Source organism: Lysobacter humi (ex Lee et al. 2017) (assembly GCF_054781815.1).
In genome coordinates, this window is sequence record NZ_BAAGTR010000001.1 from 209109 (window position 1) to 227223 (window position 18115).

The 18115-nt window shown below is 71.4% G+C and carries 16 protein-coding genes and 1 other RNA gene; 2 read left to right on the plus strand and 15 right to left on the minus strand.

Annotated elements, in window-relative coordinates; translation table 11 throughout:
• Positions 1-84: 84 nt before the first annotated feature.
• The 15 genes from ftsA to rsmI form a co-directional block, all read right to left on the minus strand.
• Positions 85-1320, minus strand: a complete 1236-nt coding sequence (ftsA, locus tag ACYVJJ_RS00890) for a cell division protein FtsA (RefSeq protein ID WP_460830342.1) — start codon at positions 1318-1320, stop codon at positions 85-87.
• Positions 1317-2150 carry a cell division protein FtsQ/DivIB gene (locus ACYVJJ_RS00895; RefSeq protein ID WP_460830344.1) on the minus strand — a complete coding sequence of 278 codons (834 nt, stop codon included), beginning with the start codon at positions 2148-2150 and terminating at the stop codon, positions 1317-1319. The genes ftsA and ACYVJJ_RS00895 overlap by 4 nt, the downstream gene beginning before the upstream one ends.
• Complete coding sequence (locus tag ACYVJJ_RS00900; protein WP_460830345.1) at positions 2147-3133, minus strand: D-alanine--D-alanine ligase; 987 nt, start codon at positions 3131-3133, stop codon at positions 2147-2149. The genes ACYVJJ_RS00895 and ACYVJJ_RS00900 overlap by 4 nt, the downstream gene beginning before the upstream one ends.
• Positions 3130-4566, minus strand: a complete 1437-nt coding sequence (gene murC, locus ACYVJJ_RS00905) for a UDP-N-acetylmuramate--L-alanine ligase (protein ID WP_460830346.1) — start codon at positions 4564-4566, stop codon at positions 3130-3132. Before murC ends, ACYVJJ_RS00900 begins: the two co-directional genes overlap by 4 nt.
• Positions 4563-5672 (minus strand): undecaprenyldiphospho-muramoylpentapeptide beta-N-acetylglucosaminyltransferase, encoded by a 1110-nt coding sequence (murG, locus tag ACYVJJ_RS00910; protein WP_460830348.1) that lies wholly within the window; start codon positions 5670-5672, stop codon positions 4563-4565. The genes murC and murG overlap by 4 nt, the downstream gene beginning before the upstream one ends.
• Positions 5669-7006 carry a putative lipid II flippase FtsW gene (gene ftsW / locus ACYVJJ_RS00915; RefSeq protein WP_460830349.1) on the minus strand — a complete coding sequence of 446 codons (1338 nt, stop codon included), beginning with the start codon at positions 7004-7006 and terminating at the stop codon, positions 5669-5671. Before ftsW ends, murG begins: the two co-directional genes overlap by 4 nt.
• Entirely contained in the window at positions 7006-8106 is a 1101-nt protein-coding gene (gene mraY / locus ACYVJJ_RS00920) for a phospho-N-acetylmuramoyl-pentapeptide-transferase (protein ID WP_460830350.1), read from the minus strand. Before mraY ends, ftsW begins: the two co-directional genes overlap by 1 nt.
• On the minus strand, positions 8106-9491 hold the full coding sequence (locus ACYVJJ_RS00925; protein WP_460830352.1) for a UDP-N-acetylmuramoyl-tripeptide--D-alanyl-D-alanine ligase: 1386 nt from the start codon (positions 9489-9491) through the stop codon (positions 8106-8108). The genes mraY and ACYVJJ_RS00925 overlap by 1 nt, the downstream gene beginning before the upstream one ends.
• Positions 9488-10945, minus strand: a complete 1458-nt coding sequence (locus ACYVJJ_RS00930; RefSeq protein ID WP_460830353.1) for a UDP-N-acetylmuramoyl-L-alanyl-D-glutamate--2,6-diaminopimelate ligase — start codon at positions 10943-10945, stop codon at positions 9488-9490. Before ACYVJJ_RS00930 ends, ACYVJJ_RS00925 begins: the two co-directional genes overlap by 4 nt.
• An 8-nt stretch (positions 10946-10953) precedes the next feature.
• Positions 10954-12750 (minus strand): peptidoglycan D,D-transpeptidase FtsI family protein, encoded by a 1797-nt coding sequence (locus tag ACYVJJ_RS00935; RefSeq protein WP_460830865.1) that lies wholly within the window; start codon positions 12748-12750, stop codon positions 10954-10956.
• A 68-nt stretch (positions 12751-12818) separates the two neighbouring features.
• Complete coding sequence (ftsL, locus tag ACYVJJ_RS00940; protein WP_460830355.1) at positions 12819-13085, minus strand: cell division protein FtsL; 267 nt, start codon at positions 13083-13085, stop codon at positions 12819-12821.
• The gene (gene rsmH, locus ACYVJJ_RS00945; RefSeq protein WP_460830357.1) at positions 13082-14020 is read right to left on the minus strand and encodes a 16S rRNA (cytosine(1402)-N(4))-methyltransferase RsmH; all 939 of its coding nucleotides are present in this window, start codon (positions 14018-14020) and stop codon (positions 13082-13084) included. The genes ftsL and rsmH overlap by 4 nt, the downstream gene beginning before the upstream one ends.
• Positions 14021-14031: 11 nt before the next feature.
• Positions 14032-14478, minus strand: coding sequence for a division/cell wall cluster transcriptional repressor MraZ (gene mraZ, locus ACYVJJ_RS00950; protein WP_460830359.1), 447 nt, complete (start codon positions 14476-14478; stop codon positions 14032-14034).
• Between the two features lie 352 nt (positions 14479-14830).
• Positions 14831-15178, minus strand: an RNA gene (rnpB, locus tag ACYVJJ_RS00955) — RNase P RNA component class A.
• A gap of 76 nt (positions 15179-15254) precedes the next feature.
• On the minus strand, positions 15255-16079 hold the full coding sequence (gene rsmI, locus ACYVJJ_RS00960; RefSeq protein WP_460830361.1) for a 16S rRNA (cytidine(1402)-2'-O)-methyltransferase: 825 nt from the start codon (positions 16077-16079) through the stop codon (positions 15255-15257).
• Between the two features lie 103 nt (positions 16080-16182).
• Between rsmI and ACYVJJ_RS00965 the strand changes: the two genes are divergently transcribed.
• Both ACYVJJ_RS00965 and ACYVJJ_RS00970 read left to right on the plus strand, forming a co-directional pair.
• Positions 16183-17532 (plus strand): penicillin-binding protein activator, encoded by a 1350-nt coding sequence (locus tag ACYVJJ_RS00965; RefSeq protein WP_460830362.1) that lies wholly within the window; start codon positions 16183-16185, stop codon positions 17530-17532.
• Positions 17495-17914, plus strand: a complete 420-nt coding sequence (locus ACYVJJ_RS00970) for a YraN family protein (RefSeq protein WP_460830363.1) — start codon at positions 17495-17497, stop codon at positions 17912-17914. The genes ACYVJJ_RS00965 and ACYVJJ_RS00970 overlap by 38 nt, the downstream gene beginning before the upstream one ends.
• Positions 17915-18115 lie beyond the last annotated feature (201 nt).

An 18115-nucleotide genomic window follows, 5' to 3' on the forward strand; every position in this document is an offset into this window, starting at 1 on the left:
GCTGCCGGTGCGACTTTTTTGCTGCTCTTTTCGTAATGCGCGCCGCGGGTGCGACGCCTTTCCCTCAGCGACGGGTCCCGATGTTCAGAACTCGCCGCGATACCAGTTCTTCAGTCGGCTGAAGAAGCCGCCCGCACGCCCGGCGGGGAGCATCGGGCGACGCGGATTCTCGATCTGGCTGCCCATGAGCAGCAGGCCGACGCCGGTGGCATGCACCGGATTGCCAACCACTTCGCCCAAGCCCGTGACGTGCTGCGGAATCCCCACGCGCACCGGCATCTGCAGCATCTCCTCGGCGAGCTCGACGACGCCTTCCATCTTCGAGGCGCCGCCGGTCAGCACCATGCCGGCGCGGACGTGCTGCTCGAAGCCGGAGCGGCGCAGCTCGGCCTGCACCATCTCGAAGATCTCCTCGTAGCGCGCCTGCACCGCCTGCGCGAGCGAGGCGCGCGGCATGCGGCGCGGCGGACGATCGCCGACGCTCGGGACCTGGATCGATTCCTCGGCGGTGGCCATCTGCGCCAGCGCGCAGGCGTAGCGGACCTTGATCTGCTCGGCCTCGGGCGTCGGCGTGCGCAGCATGTGCGCGATGTCCTCGGTGACCTTGTCACCGGCGATCGGCAGCGACGCCGAATGGGCGATCGCACCCTGCACGAAGACCGCGATGTCGGTGGTGCCGGCACCCAGGTCGACCAGCACCACGCCGAGCTCGCGCTCGTCGGCGGTGAGCACCGCGTTCGCGGAAGCGAGCACCGACAGGATCAGGTCGTCGACCTGCAGCCCGCACTTCTGCACGCATTTGGAGATGTTGGCCGCGGCCGACTGCGCGCAGATCACCAGGTGCGCATGCACCTCGAGCCGCACGCCGGTCATGCCGACCGGATTGCGGATGCCTTCCTGCGAGTCGTCCAGCACGTAGTCGCGCGGGATGGCGTGAAGGATCTTCTGGTCGGCGGGGATCGCGACGGCCTTGGCGGCCTCGAGCACCCGGTCGAGGTCGCCGTAGGTGACCTCGCCATCACGGATCGGGGCGATGCCCTGCGAGTTGCGGCACTGCACGTGGCTGCCGGAAATGGAGGCGTAGACCGAGCGGATCTCGCAGCCGGCCATCAGCTCGGCCTCCTCGATCGCGCGCTGGATCGACTGCACGGTGGAGTCGATGTCCACGACGACGCCGCGGCGCATGCCGCGCGATTCGTGCGAGCCCAGGCCGATCACCTCGATCGGCTGGCCCGGCATGTACTCGCCGACCAGCGCGGTCACCTTGGAGGTGCCGATGTCGAGGCCGACGATCAGCGATTTGTCGCCCTTGCGATTCATGAGAGGCCGGGTATGGGGGAATTGGGGCGGAGGCGCGACGCCACCGGGCGCGGCAGCGCGGGCGCAGCGACGGGGGTCGCGGGGCGAGGCGCCGGCACGGCGGTGGCCGGTTTCGATGCGGGCGCGGCCCAGGTCAGCGCGAAACCGTTGGTGTAGCGCAGGTCGGCGCGGACGATGTGGCGCTCCGGGTTCACGCGCAGCTGCGGCAGCAGGCGCACGAAGCGCCCGAGCCGCGCGCGCGCCTCGGCGCGGCCGACTACCACCTGCGTATCACGGCCGCCCTGCGCGCGGTCGATGAGGATCACCGACCAACTGCCGCGCGGGTCGAGGACGACGTCGCGTACGTTCAGGCCCACCGGCCCGAAGAGTTCGCGTGTCTGCTGGTAGAGCTGCACGACTTCGGCGACCCGCCCATCGGGGCCGCCGAGACGCGGCAGCCCGGCGGGCACCTGGTTCGTCGCTCGGAACAGGCGCCCGCGCATGGACAGCAGGCGATCCCGGCCCCAGCGGGCGAACGGGCGGTGCTCGACGATGCGCACCTCGAGCGTGTCCGGCCAGTGCTTGCGCACTTCGGCCTGCTCGACCCAAGGCAACCGCGCGACCGCGGCCTGCGCACCGCGCAGGTCGACCGCGAAGTAACCGCGCCGCGCATACGGCTGCAGCGTGCGCTGCACCAGCGCCGGGTCGACGCGTTCGAAGTCGCCGCTCGCGCGGAGCTGCCGCAGCGGCCACTGGTCGGCGCCGATCCACCCGCGCATGACCGCCACCACCGGCAGCGCGACAAGCGCCAGTGCGAGCAGCCATGCGACGAGGCGGAGCAGTGCGCTCACGCGGCGGGGCCTCCCGCATCGCGATCGAAGCTCGACTCCAGCACGCGCCAGCACAGGTCGGCGAACTCGATGCCGACCTGGCGTGCGGCCTTCGGCACCAGAGAGTGGCTGGTCATGCCCGGCGCAGTATTGACTTCGAGCAGGTAGAAGCGGCCCGATGCGCGGTCGCGCATGACGTCGACGCGGCCCCAGCCGATGCAGCCGGCGGCCTCGAATGCGGTCTCGGCGAGCCGGCGGATTTCGGCCTCGGCCTCGCCGTCGAGCCCCGGGCACAGGTACTGCGTGTCCTCGGCGATGTACTTGGCGTTGTAGTCGTACCACTCGCCCTTCGGGACGATGCGGATCGACGGCAGCGCCGTGTGCGCATCGCCGTTCGCGACCACTGCCACGGTGAGCTCGTCGCCGACGATCAGCTGCTCCATCAGCAGCTCGCCTGGATAGCGCGCGGCGAGTGCGACGGCCTCGTCGAGACCGGCGTCGTCGTGCACGCGCGAGACGCCAACGCTCGAGCCTTCGCAGGACGGCTTCACGATCACCGGCAGGCCGAGCTCGCGCGCCGCGACGTGCACGTCGTCGCCCTTGCCGAGGCGCACGTAGCGCGGCGTCGGCAGGCCCAGGCTCAGCCAGACTTGCTTGGTGCGGATCTTGTCCATGCTCAGCGCGGAACCGAGCACGCCGGAGCCGGTGTACGGAATGCGCAGCGCCTCGAGCAGGCCCTGCAGCACGCCGTCCTCGCCGCCGCCCTTGTTGCCGTGGAGGATGTTGAAGACGCGATCGACGCGGCCCTCGCGGATCGCGTCGACCAGCGCCGGGATGCCGTCGACGGCGAAGGCATCGACCCCCTTGGACTGCAGCGCCTCGAGCACGTTGCGACCCGAGTCGAGCGAGACCTCGCGCTCGGAGCTGGTGCCGCCCATCAGCACGGCGACGCGGCCGAACGCGGCGGGATCGGTGATGCGCGGGGGCGCGATCGGCTGGCTCACTTGCTCGCTCCTTCGAAACCGTTCGCGGCGATGTGCTGCGCGGCGTGGCCGATGTCGCCCGCGCCCATCATCAGCAGCAGGTCGCCGGCCTGCAGGACGTCGGGCAGCACCGAGGCGAGGTCGCCCGCACGCTGCACCACGACCGGATTGGCGCGGCCGCGCGCACGGATCGCGCGCGCGAGCGACTTCGCGTCGGCGCCGGCGATGGGCGCCTCGCCGGCCGGATAGACCTCGGTCAGCACCAGCACGTCGACCTTCGACAGCACCGCGGCGAAGTCGTCAAACAGGTCGCGCGTGCGGCTGTAGCGGTGCGGCTGGAAGGCGACGACCAGGCGCTTGTCGGCCCAGCCGCCGCGCGCAGCGGCGAACACCGCCTCGAGTTCCTTCGGGTGATGGCCGTAGTCGTCGACCACGGTGACCGTGCCCTCGCCCACCGGCACCTGCGCGAGCAGGTTGAAGCGGCGGCCGATGCCGGCGAAGTTCTCGAGCGCGCGGCAGATCGCCGGCTGCTCGACACCGAGCTGCCAGCCCACCGCGGCGGCGGCCAGCGCATTGAGCACGTTGTGGCGGCCCGGCAGCGCCAGCGTCACCCGGCAGCGCACGCCGTCGGGCAGCACCAGCGTGAACCGCATGCGCGCGCCATCCTGCTCGACGTCCTCGGCACGCACGTCGGCCTCGGGTGCGAACCCATAGGTGAGCACGTGGCGCGAGGCCTTCTGCGAGAGCCGCGCGACTTCCGGATCGTCGATGCAGAGTACCGCGAGGCCGTAGAACGGCAGGCGATGCAGGAATTCGTCGAACGCGGCCTGCACCTTGGCGAAGTCGCCGCCGTAGTTCTCGAGGTGGTCGGCATCAATGTTGGTGACAACGGCGATCTGCGGGTTCAGGCGCAGGAACGAGCCATCGGATTCGTCGGCCTCGGCGACGAGCCAGTCGCCGCCCCCCAGCCGGGCATTCGCGCCGGCCGCGAGCAGCTGGCCGCCGATCACGAAGGTCGGGTCGAGGCCGCCTTCGCCGAGCACGCTCGCGGTCAGCGAGGTGGTGGTCGTCTTTCCGTGCGTGCCGGCGATGGCGATGCCGCGCTTGAAGCGCATCAGCTCGGCAAGCATCTCCGCGCGCGGCACGATCGGGATGCGGCGCTCGCGGGCGGCGACGACTTCCGGATTGTCGGCGCCGATGGCGCTGGAGACGACGATGCACTCGGCGCCTTCCACGTTCGCGCCGTCATGCCCGCGATGCACGGCGATGCCGAGCGAGGCGAGCCGGCGCGTGACCGCGTTGTCGGCATTGTCGGAGCCGGAGACCACGTAGCCGAGCGTGCACATCACCTCGGCGATGCCGCTCATGCCCACGCCGCCGATGCCGACGAAATGCACGCGCGTGCCCTCGGCCGCGGCGTTCTCCGGCAGGTGGTGGCGGTCGTTGCGACTCATGCGGCGGGGGTCCTTTCGATCGATTCCATGACGAGGTCGGCGACATGCGCGGCGGCCTCGGGGCGCGCGAGCGCGCGCGCGGCGTCGGCCATCGGGCGCAGCGCCTCGCGGCTCGACAGGGCGGTGAGCGTGTCGCCGAGGCGGGTCGGCAGGCTGTCGCTCTGCGGGAGCAGCCGCGCGGCGCCGCGCTCGACGAGGAAGCAGGCGTTCTTGGTCTGGTGGTCGTCCACGGCCTGCGGGAACGGCACGAGCAGGCTCGGCACGCCGGCAGCGCAGACCTCGGCGAGTGTGAGCGCGCCGGCGCGGCAGACCACGAGGTCGGCCCAGGCGTAGGCGGCGGCCATGTCGGCGATGAACGGCTCGACGGAGGCGTCCACGCCGTTCGCGCGATACGCGGCGATCGCGTCGTCGAGCATCTTCTCGCCGCACTGGTGGCGAATCGTCCACGACGCGGCACCACTGCGCGCGACGGCCTCGGGCACCGCGCGATTGAGCGCGGCGGCGCCTTGGCTGCCGCCGAGCACGAGCAGGCGCAGCGGGCCATCGCGCCCGTCGAAGCGTTGCGCAGGCGGCATGATCGCGGCGATCTCGGCACGCACCGGGTTACCGACCACCTGCTCGCGGCCGGGGAAGCTGTCGGGAAAGCCCGTGAGCACGCGCGAGGCGAGCCGCGCGAGCACGCGATTGGTCATGCCCGGCGCGCGGTTCTGCTCGTGCACGTAGAGCGGCAGCCCGGCGAGCTTCGCGGCGAGTCCGCCCGGCCCGGCGGCGAATCCGCCGAAGCTGATCACCGCACGCGGGCGACGCTGCGCAAGCACACGGCGCGCCGCGGCGACCGCGCCCATCAGCTTGAACGGTGCGCTGAGCAGCGTCGCGGCACCCTTGCCGCGCACGCCGCGGATCGCGATGGTGTCGACCTCGATACCGTGCGGCGGCACGAGGCGCGTCTCCATGCCGCCGGCGCTGCCAAGCCAGCCCACCGGCACACCGCGACGACGCAGCTCGTGTGCGACGGCGAGGCCCGGAAAGATGTGCCCGCCCGTACCGCCGGCGAGGATCATCACCCCGCCGGTGGATGCGTCGGCCGTGGCACGCGCGTCGTTCATGCGCTGCTGCGCCCGAACGTGGGCTCGATGCGCGGCCGCAGGCGCGTGGTGCCGCGCGTGTCAGGGCGCGTCGCTGCGGATGTGGCGACCACGACCGGCCGCGGCGGCGCGGCGAATGCGCTCGCGCGGGGAACTTGCGGCGCAGCCGGCGCGGTCGCCGCGGCGGGCATGTCGCCGCCGCGCACGCGTGCCACCTGCCGGCGCGCACGCTCGAGCTCGTAGGACACGCGCAGCAGCAGGCCCATCGCCGCGACCGTCATCGCGATGCTCGAGCCGCCGTAGGAGATCAGCGGCAGCGTCAGGCCCTTGGTCGGCAGCAGCCCGAGGTTCACGCCGATCGAGACCGTGCTCTGCAGGCCGATCCACAGCGCGATGCCGAAGGCGCAGTAGCCGGCGAAGTGGCGGCGCATCTCCACGCACTGCAGCCCGAGCCAGAGCGAGCGGCCCACCAGTGCGGCGTACAGCGCGACCACCACGCAGATGCCGACCAGGCCGAGCTCCTCGGCGATCACCGACAGGATGAAGTCGGTATGCGCCTCGGGCAGATACGAGAGCTTGTGCACCGAGGCGCCCAGGCCGACGCCCGTCCACTCGCCCCGGCCCACCGCCATCAGCGCGTTCGCGAGCTGGTAGCCGTCGCCGAACGGGTCGGCGAACGGATCGGTGAACGAGGTCAGGCGCCGCACGCGGTACGGCTCGAGCAGGATCATGATCGCCAGGAACGGCATCAGCGCCAGCACCGGGCCGATCATGCGCGGCAGGTTCGCGCCGCCGAGGATCAGCATGCCGGCGGTGAGCGACAGCACGAGCGAGGCCGAGCCGAAGTCCTTCTGCACGATCAGCAGCACGCCGGCGAGCAGGCTGCCCACGGCGATCGCCTTGATGATCGCGCGCCAGGTCGCGCTGACCTCGTCCGAGAAGCGCTTGAGGTAGGCGGCGAGCCAGACGATCAGCATCACCTTCACCGCCTCGACCGGCTGGAAGTTCGAGACGCCGAGGTTGATCCAGCGCCGCGCGCCCTTCACCGTCACGCCGAGGCCCGGCACCAGCACGAGTGCGAGCAGCACGACGCTGATCAGCGGCAGCCACTGCGCGTAGCGCTCGATCGTCTTGAGCTCGAGCCGCATCACCCACATCGCGGCGACGAGCCCGGCGCCGACGAAGAACAGGTGGCGCATCAGGTAGTAGGTCGGGCTCTCGTGCTGCGCGACCGAGCTCGATCCGACCATCACCACGCCGAGGCAGATCAGCGCGCCGATCAGGCCGAGCAACCACGGGTCGAAGCGCCCGGTGATGGCGTCGAGGCGGGTGGCCTGGCGGGTCGTGGCGTCCATCAGCGCACCTTCAACGTGGCGAGGCCGACCAGCACGAGGATCACGGAGATGATCCAGAAGCGCACGATGACACGCGGCTCGGGCCAGCCCTTGAGCTCGAAATGGTGGTGGATCGGCGCCATCCGGAAGACGCGCTTGCCGGTGAGTTTGAAGCTCGCGACCTGGATCATCACCGAGAGCGTCTCGACGACGAAGATGCCGCCCATGATCACCAGCACCAGCTCCTGGCGGACGATCACCGCGATGGTGCCGAGCACCGCACCGAGCGCGAGCGCGCCGATGTCGCCCATGAAGACCATGGCGGGATACGTGTTGAACCAGAGGAAGCCCAGGCCCGCGCCGGCGATCGCCGCGCAGATGATCACCAGCTCACCCGCGCCGGGCACCTGCGGGATCTGCAGGTAGTCGGAGAACACGGCATTGCCCGAGGCGTAGGCGAAGACGCCGAGCGCGCAGGCCACCAGCACGGTGGGCATGATCGCCAGGCCGTCGAGGCCGTCGGTGAGGTTCACCGCATTGGAGAAGCCCACGATCCAGAGATAAGCGATCGCGAGGAAGAAGATCACGCCCGCGGTGCCCACCAGTGGCAGCGCGACGTTCTTGAAGAACGGGATGTAGAGCGTGACCGCGGCGGGCACGTCCGCCGTGTAGTACAGGAACAGGCCCGCGCCGATGCCGATGATCGACTGCAGCAGGTACTTGGTGCGCGAGCGCATGCCGTTCGGATCGCGCTTGACGATCTTGATCCAGTCGTCCCACCAGCCGATCGCGCCGCAGGCGAGCATCACCGCGAGCACCAGCCAGACGTACTTGCTGCGCAGGTCGCCCCACAGCAGCACCGCGGCCATCACCGTGAGCAGGATCAGCGCGCCGCCCATGGTCGGCGTGCCGGCCTTGGAGAAGTGCGACTTCGGGCCGTCGGTGCGGATCGGCTGGCCGCCGGCCTTGAGCTGGCCGAGTCGGCGGATCACCGCCGGACCCCACCACAGCGACAGCGCGAGCGCGGTGAGCGCGCTGAGGATGCCGCGGAAGGTGAGGTAGCCGAACAGGCCGAAGAGGCCCTGCGACTGTTCGAGCCAGCGGAAGAGTTCGAGCAGCATCAGTGAATGTCCTTGTCGCCCGCGTGGACGGGCAGCAACAGGCTGACGATCCGGTCCATCGCGCTGCCGCGCGAGCCCTTCACCAGCACGCGCAGGCCGCCTTTGAGATCGGCGCGCAGTGCCTCGGCCAGTGCTTCATGGGTATCGAAATGGGCGGCGCCCGTGCCGAAGGCCTCGGCGGCGGCCGCACTCAGGGGCCCGAGTGTGTAGAGGCGCGCAAGCCCGGCCTCGCGGGCCCGCGTACCGGCCTGCGCATGCAGCGCGCGGGCGTCGTCGCCCAGCTCGCGCATGTCGCCGAGCACGAGCCAGGCTTCGCCCGGCGTGGCCGCGAGCGTGTCGATCGCGGCGGCGAGCGAGGCGGGATTGGCGTTGTAGCTGTCGTCGATCAGCACAGCACCGCTCGGCAGGCGATGCGTGACCAGGCGCCCGACGACGGGGCGCGCCGCTTCGAGCCCGCGCACGATCGCGGCGAGGCTGACGCCGGCGCCCAGCGCGAGCGACGCCGCCGCGAGCGCGTTGCGCACGTTGTGGCGGCCCGGCATTGCGAGGGCCACGGGCGCCTCGCCCTCGGGGGTGGCCAGCACGAAGGTCGAGCCTGCCTCGGAGAGGCGGATGTCGCGCGCGGTCACGTCGGCCGTGCCGTCGAGCCCGAACCGGATCTGCCGGCGGCCCTGCGTACGCTCGGCGAAATACGGCGCGAACGCGTCGTCGGCATTGATGACGGCGACGCCGTCGCCCGGCAGCGCGTCGTAGATCGCGGCCTTGGTGTCGGCGATGCCCAGCAGCGAGCCCATGCGCTCGAGATGCGCGGGCCCGATGTTGTTGACGATCGAGACCTGCGGCCGCGCGATCGCGGTGAGATAGGCGATGTCGCCGGGCTGGCCCGCGCCCATCTCGTAGACGGCGAAGTCGGCGTCCTCGGCAGCCTCGATGACCGCGAGCGGCAGGCCGATCTCGTTGTTGCGGTTGCCCGGCGTGGAATACGTGCGGCCGGCCTGCTCGAGCACCGAGACGGTGAGCGTCTTGACGCTGGTCTTGCCATTGCTGCCGGTGATCGCGACCACGTGCGTGCCGCGCGTGGCCTGCAGTCCGCGCGCGAGGTCCGCGAGCGCGAGCTGGGTGTCGCCGACCTGCACCTGCGGCAGCGTGCCCACCGGACGCGTGACGAGCGCCGCGCCGAGGCCGGCTTCGGCGGCGGCACCGAGGTGGTCATGGCCATCGAAGTTCGCGCCCTTGAGCGCGACGAACATCGACGCGGCGCGCGCGGCCGGGTCCACGGTGGCGAGCGCGCGGGTATCGGTGAGCAGGCGCTCGACGACGACGTCCTCGCCGACCACCCGGCCGGCCGTCATCGCGGCGATCTCGGACAGGCGCAGCGGCCTCATGCACAGACTCCCAATGCGTCGCGCGCGATTTCGGTGTCGTCGAACCGGTGCTGCACGCCGGCGATCTCCTGGTAGGGCTCGTGGCCCTTGCCCGCGATCAGCACGACGTCGCCCTCGCCCGCCATCGAGACCGCGGCGCGGATCGCGCGGGCGCGATCGCGCTCCACGCGTGCCTTCGTGCGATCGAGAAAGCCCTCGACGATCGCGGCGACGATCGCGTCGCCGTCCTCGCCACGCGGGTTGTCGTCAGTGACGATCGCGACATCGGCCAGCTTCTCGGCGATCGCGCCCATCTGCGGGCGCTTGCCGGCATCACGCTCGCCGCCGCAGCCGAAGACGCAGACCAGCCGGCCGCGCGTATGCGCGCGCAGCGTCGACAGCGCCTGCTCGAGCGCGTCGGGCGTGTGCGCGTAATCGATCACGACGAGCGGGCGGTCGCCGCCGCCGAGGCGGTTCATGCGGCCGTGGATCGGCGCGAGGCCGGACAGCGTCGCGGCGATCGTCGCCAGCGGCACGTCGCGTGCCGCGAGCACGCCCGCCACGGCGAGCAGGTTGTCGACGTTGAAGCGGCCGAGCAGCGGCGAACGCACGGCCGCGCGTGCATCGCCCTGTACGAGCGCGAAGGCGAGGCCCGCGTCATCGAGCACGATGTCTTCGGCACGCAGGCCGGCGCCCTCGGCGCCGCACGAGCTCATGCCGAGCCCGCGCACCGACGACGGCAACGCGGCGAACAGCTGGCGACCGTAGTCGTCGTCGAGGTTGACGACCGCATGCTGCAGCCCGGGCCAGCCGAACAGGCGCGCCTTAGCGGCGCCGTAGGCGGCCATCGAGCCGTGGTAGTCGAGATGGTCGCGGGTGAGATTTGTAAACACCGCGGTGTCGAACCGTACGCCGTCCACGCGGCCCTGGTCGAGCGCGTGCGAGCTGACTTCCATCGCGAGCGCCCGGGCGCCCTGCGCATGCAGCTCGCCGATGAGCGCATGCAGGCGCAGCACCAGCGGCGTGGTGAAGCCGGTCGGGACGGTTGCGCCGTAGAGGCCGGCGCCGAGCGTGCCGATCGTGCCGGCGGTGGTGCCGAGGAGCGTCCAGGCCTGCGCGAGCAGTTGCACGGTCGAAGTCTTGCCGTTGGTGCCGGTGACGCCGACGACGTCCATCGACTCGCTGGCGCGGCCGTGGAAGCGGTGCGCCATCTCGCCCAGGCGCGCACGCAGGCCATCGACCGCGATCGCATCGGCCGGCGCGGGATGCTCCGCGGGTGCCGGCGGCTCGAACAGCACCACGGCGGCACCGCGCGCGCGCGCGGCATTGACGAAGCCGAGGCCGTGGGCGCCGAAGCCGCCGATCGCGACGAACGCGTCGCCTGCGCGGACGTCGCGCGAGTCCTGCACGAGGCCGCCGATCTCCAGCTCGACCGGGATCCCGGCGACGTCGGGCAGCAGCTCGGCGAGTCGCATGCGCGGGCTCACGGCTGCACCGGTGCGGGCAGGCGCAGCACGGGCGCCGCGACCGCGACGGCGGGACGCGCGGCGGCCGCCGGCGCATTGGCCTTTTCCTGCGCGGCGATCCAGGTCTCGATGTCGTCGGGTGCCACGTCCATCAGGCGCAGCGAGCCTTCCATCACCGTCTTGAACACCGGCGCGGAGACGAGTCCGCCGTAGTAGCCGCCCTTCGCGGGATCGGGATCGTTGACGATCACCACGGTGGCGAAGCGCGGGTTGTCGACCGGCACCACGCCCGCGAAGTAGGCGATGTAGTCGCGCGAGTAGCCGCCAGTGCCGTTGAACTTGCGCGCGGTGCCGGTCTTGCCGGCGACGTGGTAGCCGAGGATCGCGCCCTGCGTCGCCGTGCCGCCCTCTTCCGTCACGGTCTGCATCATCTTCATGACCTCGCGCGCGATCGAAGGCTCCATCACCTGGCGCGACTGCCCGCGCTCGCCGCGCACGAAGGTCGGCGTGATCAGCCGGCCGCCGTTGGCGATCGCCGCGTAGGCCATCGCGATCTGCAGCGGCGTCGCCGACAGCCCGTAGCCGTAGGAGATCGTCGCCTTCGACGAGCCGCTCCAGCGCGCCGGCGAGGGCAGCACGCCCGAGGACTCGCCCGGGAAGCCGCTGCCCGGCTTGCTGCCGTAGCCGAAACCGCGCACGAAATCGTAGAAGTAGCCATCGTCCATGCGCGCGGCGAGCTTGGCGGCGCCGAGGTTCGAACTCTTCTGGATGACGCCCGTGATCGTCTGGACGCCGTAGTTGTTGTGGTCGCGGATGGTGAAGCGGCCCAGCTTCATCCAGCCCGGATTGAGGTCGATCATCGTGTTCGGCCGCACGAGGCCGGCCTTCATCGCCGCGGCGACGGTGATCGGCTTCATCGTCGAGCCGGGCTCGAAGACGTCGGTGACGGCGCGGTTGCGATGCGCATCGCGCGGCGCGGTGCCGATCGCGTTCGGGTTGAACGTCGGCAGGTTGGTCATGGCGAGCACCTCGCCCGAGGCGACGTCGAGCACCACGATCGAGCCGCTGCTCGCACCATGGCGCAGGATCGCGTTGCGCAGCTCGCGGTGCGCGAGGAACTGGATGCGGCGGTCGATCGTGAGCGTGAGGTCGTGCCCGGCCTGCGCGGGGCGCACCAGGTCCACGCTCTCGACGATGCGGCCCTGGCCGTCGCGGATCACGCGCTTGGTGCCCGGCTTGCCGCGCAGCCACTCGTCGAAGGCGAGCTCGAGGCCTTCCTGACCCTCGTCGTCGATATTGGTGAAGCCGAGCACGTGCGCGAGCGCCTCGCCCTGCGGGTAGAAGCGCCGGTATTCACGCTGGCTCGCCACGCCCGGAATCCCGAGGGCGAGGATGCGCCGGGCCTCGTCCGGGTTGATGCGGCGCTTGAGGTAGACGAACTCCTTCGTCGACTTCTGGCCGAGCTTGCGCTGCAGCACGTCCACCGGCACGCCGAGTGCGCGCGCGAGCGCCGGCAGGCGATCCGGCCGCTTGAGCAGCTCCTGCGGGTTGGCCCACACCGATTCCACCGGCGTGGACACCGCGAGCGGCTCGCCGTTGCGGTCGGTGATCATGCCGCGCGAGGTCGGGATCGGAATCTCGCGCAGCGAGCGCGCCTGGCCCTGCGCGACGTAGAAGTCGCGATCGAGCACCTGCACCCAGAACGCGCGGGCGACCAGCGCCATCGCACCGAAGCCGAGCACGCCGGCCACCACCAGCACACGGATGCGCAGGTCGGTGCGGGCCCGCCCGCGGCCGCCGCCGGCGCCGAGCAGGGCGCGCAGCAGCCGGCGCGGGTCGCGTGCGCGGCGTGCATTGCGGTCGCGGCCTTCGCCCGACGTCCTCATGGGCGGATCACCACGATCTCGTTGCCTTCGGGAAACTTCATGCCGAGCCGGTCGCGCGCGACCTGGTCGATGCGATTGGCCTCGGCCCAGGTCGCCTGCTCGAGCTGCAGCCGGCCGAACTCGATGTTGAGCTCGTCGCGTGCCTTCTCCAGCCGGCTGACCTGCACGAACAGCTGCCGATGCGCATGCCGCGCGTGCACGATCGCCAAGCCGGTGGCGACGTTCGCGACGACGAGCACGGCGAGCACGACGCGCAGGATCATGCGGCGCGCTCCAGCTTCTCGGCGACGCGCAGCACCGCGCTGCGGGCACGCGGATTCGCGGCGAGTTCGGCGTCGTCAGCCTTCACCGCGCCGCTCACGTCGCGCAGCGTCGGCGTGAACGCCGCCTCGATCGGCATGCGCCGATTGCCTGCGGGTGCCTTCGCATGGCGCGCGATGAACTGCTTGACGATGCGGTCTTCCAGCGAATGGAAGCTGATCACGGCGAGCCGACCGCCGGGCTTCAGGCGCGCGAGCGCGGCGTCGAGGCCGTCCTCGAGGTCGCCGAGCTCGCGGTTGATGTAGATGCGGATCGCCTGGAACGAGCGCGTGGCCGGATGGATCTTCTGGTCGCCGCGCGGGATCACCGAGGCGATCAGGTCCGCGAGCTGCGCGGTGCGCAGCAGCGGTTGCTCGTCGCGGCGCGCGACGATCGCGCGGGCGATGCGGCGGCTCTGGCGCTCCTCGCCGAACGTCCACAGCACGTCGGCGATCTCCTTGTCGGTGGCGCGCCCGAGCCAGTCGGCCGCGCTCTCACCCGACGTCGGGTCCATGCGCATGTCGAGGGGGCCGTCCTTGCCGAACGAGAAGCCGCGCTCGGCCACGTCGAGTTGCGGCGAGGACACGCCGAGATCGAACAGCACGCCGTCGAGTCCGCCCGCGGTCGCGTTCCATTGCCCGAGCTGCGCGAACGAGCCGTGGAAGACGGCCACGCGCGGATCGCCACCGAACTCGCGTCCGGCGACGGCGATCGCATCGGGATCCTTGTCCATCACGAGCAGGCGACCTTCCGGGCCCAGGTGTTCGAGCACGCCGCGGGCATGCCCGCCGCGACCGAACGTGCCGTCCAGATACGTTCCATCCCCCACCACCCGCAGGCCGTCCAGGACCTGCGTGTACAGCACCGGGAGGTGGCCCGAGCGCTGGGTGCGCTCCATGCCACCCACCGTCACAGCGCCAGGTCGAGCAGGCCGTCGCTCAGATCGTCGTCAGAGATCGTCTGGCGGATCTGGGCGTGGTGCGCCTGCTCGCTCCACAGTTCGAACTTGTCGCCCATGCCCAGCAGCACCGCGCGCTTCTCGATGCCGACCGCGGCGCGGTGGCTCGCGGGCACCGAGATGCGACCGTTGGCGTCGGGCTCGACGAAGGTGGCCGCGCCGACCAGCTTGAGCTGGAACTGACGACTGGTGCGCTTGGTCCGCGGCAGCGCATTGACCTGGTCGCGGACGCGTTCCCAGACCGGCTGCGGATAGAGGTAGAGCGAGCCCGGCTCGAATGGGTTGTACGTGAACACCAGTCGGCCGCCGCACTCACGCGCGATCAGGTCCCGGTAGGCAGTGGGCACTGCCATCCGGCCCTTGTCGTCGATGGTGATGGCGGTTTCGCCCTGGAACACGGGACCTGTCCCCTTCGGCCGCCCGTCTTCACGCGGGCTTGACAGTGAGGGGAAAACCACGAATTACCCGGTTTTCCCACGGGAGCCCACCTTAGGCCCCTCCCCGAGGGTTGTCAACAATCCGGCGCGCTCATTTTCCTAAGTGAAGTCAACGACTTGCAGAACACTTGAGAGAATTGTTCAAGCTTTATCCACAAGCTGCTGTTTTGTCTCAAATCCTGAGACCAAAGGCTTTGACAGCGAAATCTTCACTGGATATCCACAGTCCCTACGGCCGCTTTCACGGCGCCCACCGTCCGTCGGCACGGCCGCCTACGGCTGCTTGTGCCAAGTCATTGAGCGGAAAGGAAAGTGGCGGAGCCGGCCGGTAAGCCGGGTTCTGTCGTGGACAGTCATTCCTCTAGGCGACGCGTCACCGCGCCGCTCGAGCAACCTACCCGGAGACACCGCGGGCCGCGGCATCGTCTCCCTATTTGGTCTTGCTCCCGGTGGGGTTTGCCATGCCGGTCCGTTGCCGGACTCGCGGTGCGCTCTTACCGCACCGTTTCACCCTTGCCTGTGCCCGAGGGCCATCGGCGGTCTGCTCTCTGTTGCACTTTCCGTCGGGTCGCCCCGCCCAGGCGTTACCTGGCACCGTGCCCTGTGGAGCCCGGACTTTCCTCGGCATCGTTTCCGATGACGCGACTGTCTGGCCGACTCCGCCGCGGCGAAGTGTACGGGTGGGGCGGGACGGGCGATACGGCGCCGCCTGAACGGTCCGGCCGCTCGACGATCGCTCACTCGCCGCCGTAGAGCGCCTTGCGCGGCGCGCCGCTGAGCTCGGCGGCGAGCTTGGCGGCCTGCGAAGGCTTGAGGTGGTCGACGAGCTTCGCGTAGAGCCTGCGGCCTTCGAGGACGCGCGCGTCCTCGTTTTCCGGCGCACCCGCGAGCACCAGCACGAACTCGCCGCGACGCTGGTTCGGGTCCGCGGCCACCTGCGCGAGCACGTCCGCGGCCGGGCCGTCGAGCACCGTCTCGAACAGCTTGGTGAGCTCGCGGGCGAGCACGAGGCCGCGATCGGCGCCGAGCACGGCCACGATGTCGGCGAGCGTCTCCTCGATGCGATGCGCGGACTCGTACAGGATCGTCGTGCGCGTTTCGGCGCCGAACGCGGCGAGGCGCTCGCGCCGCGCACCGGACTTCGCGGGCAGGAAGCCCTCGAAGACGAACCGGTCGGACGCCAGCCCCGCGACGCTCAGCGCCGCGATCGCCGCGCAGGCGCCCGGCACCGGCGAGACCCGCAGCCCCGCCTCGCGCGCGCCGCGCACGAGGCGGTAGCCGGGATCGCTGACGAGCGGCGTGCCGGCGTCGCTCACGAGCGCGAGCGACTGCCCGGCGCGCAGGCGCTCGACCAGCTGGCCGACCTGCGCGTCCTCGTTGTGCTGGTGGAGCGCGATTAGCGGTCGCTCGAGGCCGAAATGCGCGAGGAGCTGGCGCGTGTGGCGGGTGTCCTCGGCGCAGATCGCGTCGACCGTGCGAAGCGTCTCGAGCGCCCGCGGGCTGAGGTCGCCGAGGTGGCCGATGGGCGTGGCGACCACGTGGAGCGTGCCGGGGGTCTGCATCGTGTTCCTACACAGGGCGCGGGTAGAATCCTAACCCGGTCCTCGCCGTCCCCCCGCGCGCATGCCTCTCACCCCGTCGTTCCGTGTCCCGTCCCGCGCTGTCGTGCGCCTGCTCGCCGCGGGCCTTGTGGCGCTGCTGGCGGTCGGCTGCTCGCAGGTCAATACGCGGCCAGCCGCGCCGACCGCGCCCAGCACCACGCAGGCCGATCGCGATGCCGTGCGCGAGGCCGCCGCGCTCGCGCGCACCGCGGCCGCACAGACCGGCGAAGCGAAGCGCACCACGGAGGCCGAGATCGAGCGCCTGATCGCAAAGCTCGACGATGCCGGGCTGCGTCGCGAGGCCGCCGCGCTCGACGCGGGCGATGCGCTGTATCCCTACCTCGGCCGCGCGCTGCTGCGCCGCGGGCTGCCGCTCCCCAAGCCGTTCGCGCGCGCCGGCTGGGACTTCGACGACCGTCCGGCCGCCGATCGCGACGGCTATCGCCCGCCGGTGAAACTCGCGGTGCTGCTGCCGCTTTCGGGCAGCCTCGCCGGCGCCGCGCGCCCGGTACGCGACGGCTTCCTCGCCGGCTACTACGGCGAAGGCCGCCGCCGCCCCGACATCCGCTTCTACGACACGGCGGGTACCCCGGCCGGTGCGCTGTCCGCCTACGACCGCGCCGCGGGCGACGGCGTCGACTTCATCGTCGGCCCGCTCGGCCGCGACGAGGTCGCTGCGCTGTTCGGCCGCGGCACGCTGCCGGTCGCCACGCTCGCGCTCAACCGCGGCACGCAGTCGCCGCCGCAGGGCCATGCGAGCTTCTCGCTGTCGCCCGAGGACGAGGGCCTCGCAGCCGCGGACTTCCTGCTCGGCCGTGGCGCGCGCGAGGTGCTCGTGGTCGCCGGCGACGACGACACCCAGCGGCGCGCCGTCGCCGCCTTCCGCGAGCGCATGACCTCGCGCGGCGGCCGCGTGCTCGCCACCGTCACCGAAGGTACGGCGGACCTCGCACCGCACGCCGCGGCGGACGGCGTCTTCCTCGCCACGCGCGGCAACACCGCGCGCCTCATCGCGCCTCGCCTCGCGGCGGCAGGACTGGCCGGCAAGCCGCGCGCGGCGACGTCGCAACTGCTCGCCGGCACAGGCAAGGCCGCCGACGATCGCGCGCTCGACGGCATCGCGTTCCCGAGCGAGAGCTGGATCACCCGCAGCGTGCGCTCGCTGCCGACCGCCGAGGCCGCCGGTGCCCGCCTGCCGACCGCGCGCGGCGCGGCCGGCCGCCTGTTCGCCTTCGGTTACGACGCCTGGCTGCTGACCGCCTACCTCGACCTGCTCGGGCGCAGCGCGGAAGGCTCGATCGACGGCGCCACCGGCGTGCTGCGCCTGGACGGCTTCGGCAACGTGCTGCGCACGCCCGCGTGGTCGACCTTCCGCGATGGCGAGCCCGCCCCGCTGGCCGACGCGGCGCGCTGAGCCCGCGTCCGACGCGGCTTCGACGCGTGCGCGCGGCGCGGCGGTCGAAGCCGCCGCGCAGTCGTATCTCACCCGGTCGGGACTGACGCCGGTCACGACGAACGCGACGTATCGCTTCGGCGAGCTCGACCTCGTCATGGCCGACGGCCCGATACTCGTCTTCGTCGAGGTTCGCCATCGCACGGCGAGCCGCTTCGGCGGCGGCGCCGAGTCGATCACCGCGGCCAAGCGCCGCAAGCTGGTGCAGGCCGCGGGCGCCTTCCTCGGCGCGCATCCGCGCTGGGCGCAGGCGGCATGCCGGTTCGATGTGGTCGAGGCCGAAGGCGATCCTGCCGCGCCGACACTGCGCTGGATCCGCGACGCATTCCGCGCGGACGACTGACGATGCCCGCTCCATGCATCGCGTGGCAGCGCGTGCAGGTCGACTCGCAGCGGACGATAGGTCGCATGCCGGTGCACGCGGCCCGGCACGCCGTGACGCGCGCGACGCACTTCGTGAGGCGGTGAGCGCGCCGCGCTCGCGCTGATGCGACAGGTCCGGGCCGCGTCCGATCCGGACGGATCCTCAATCCGGGCAAGTTGC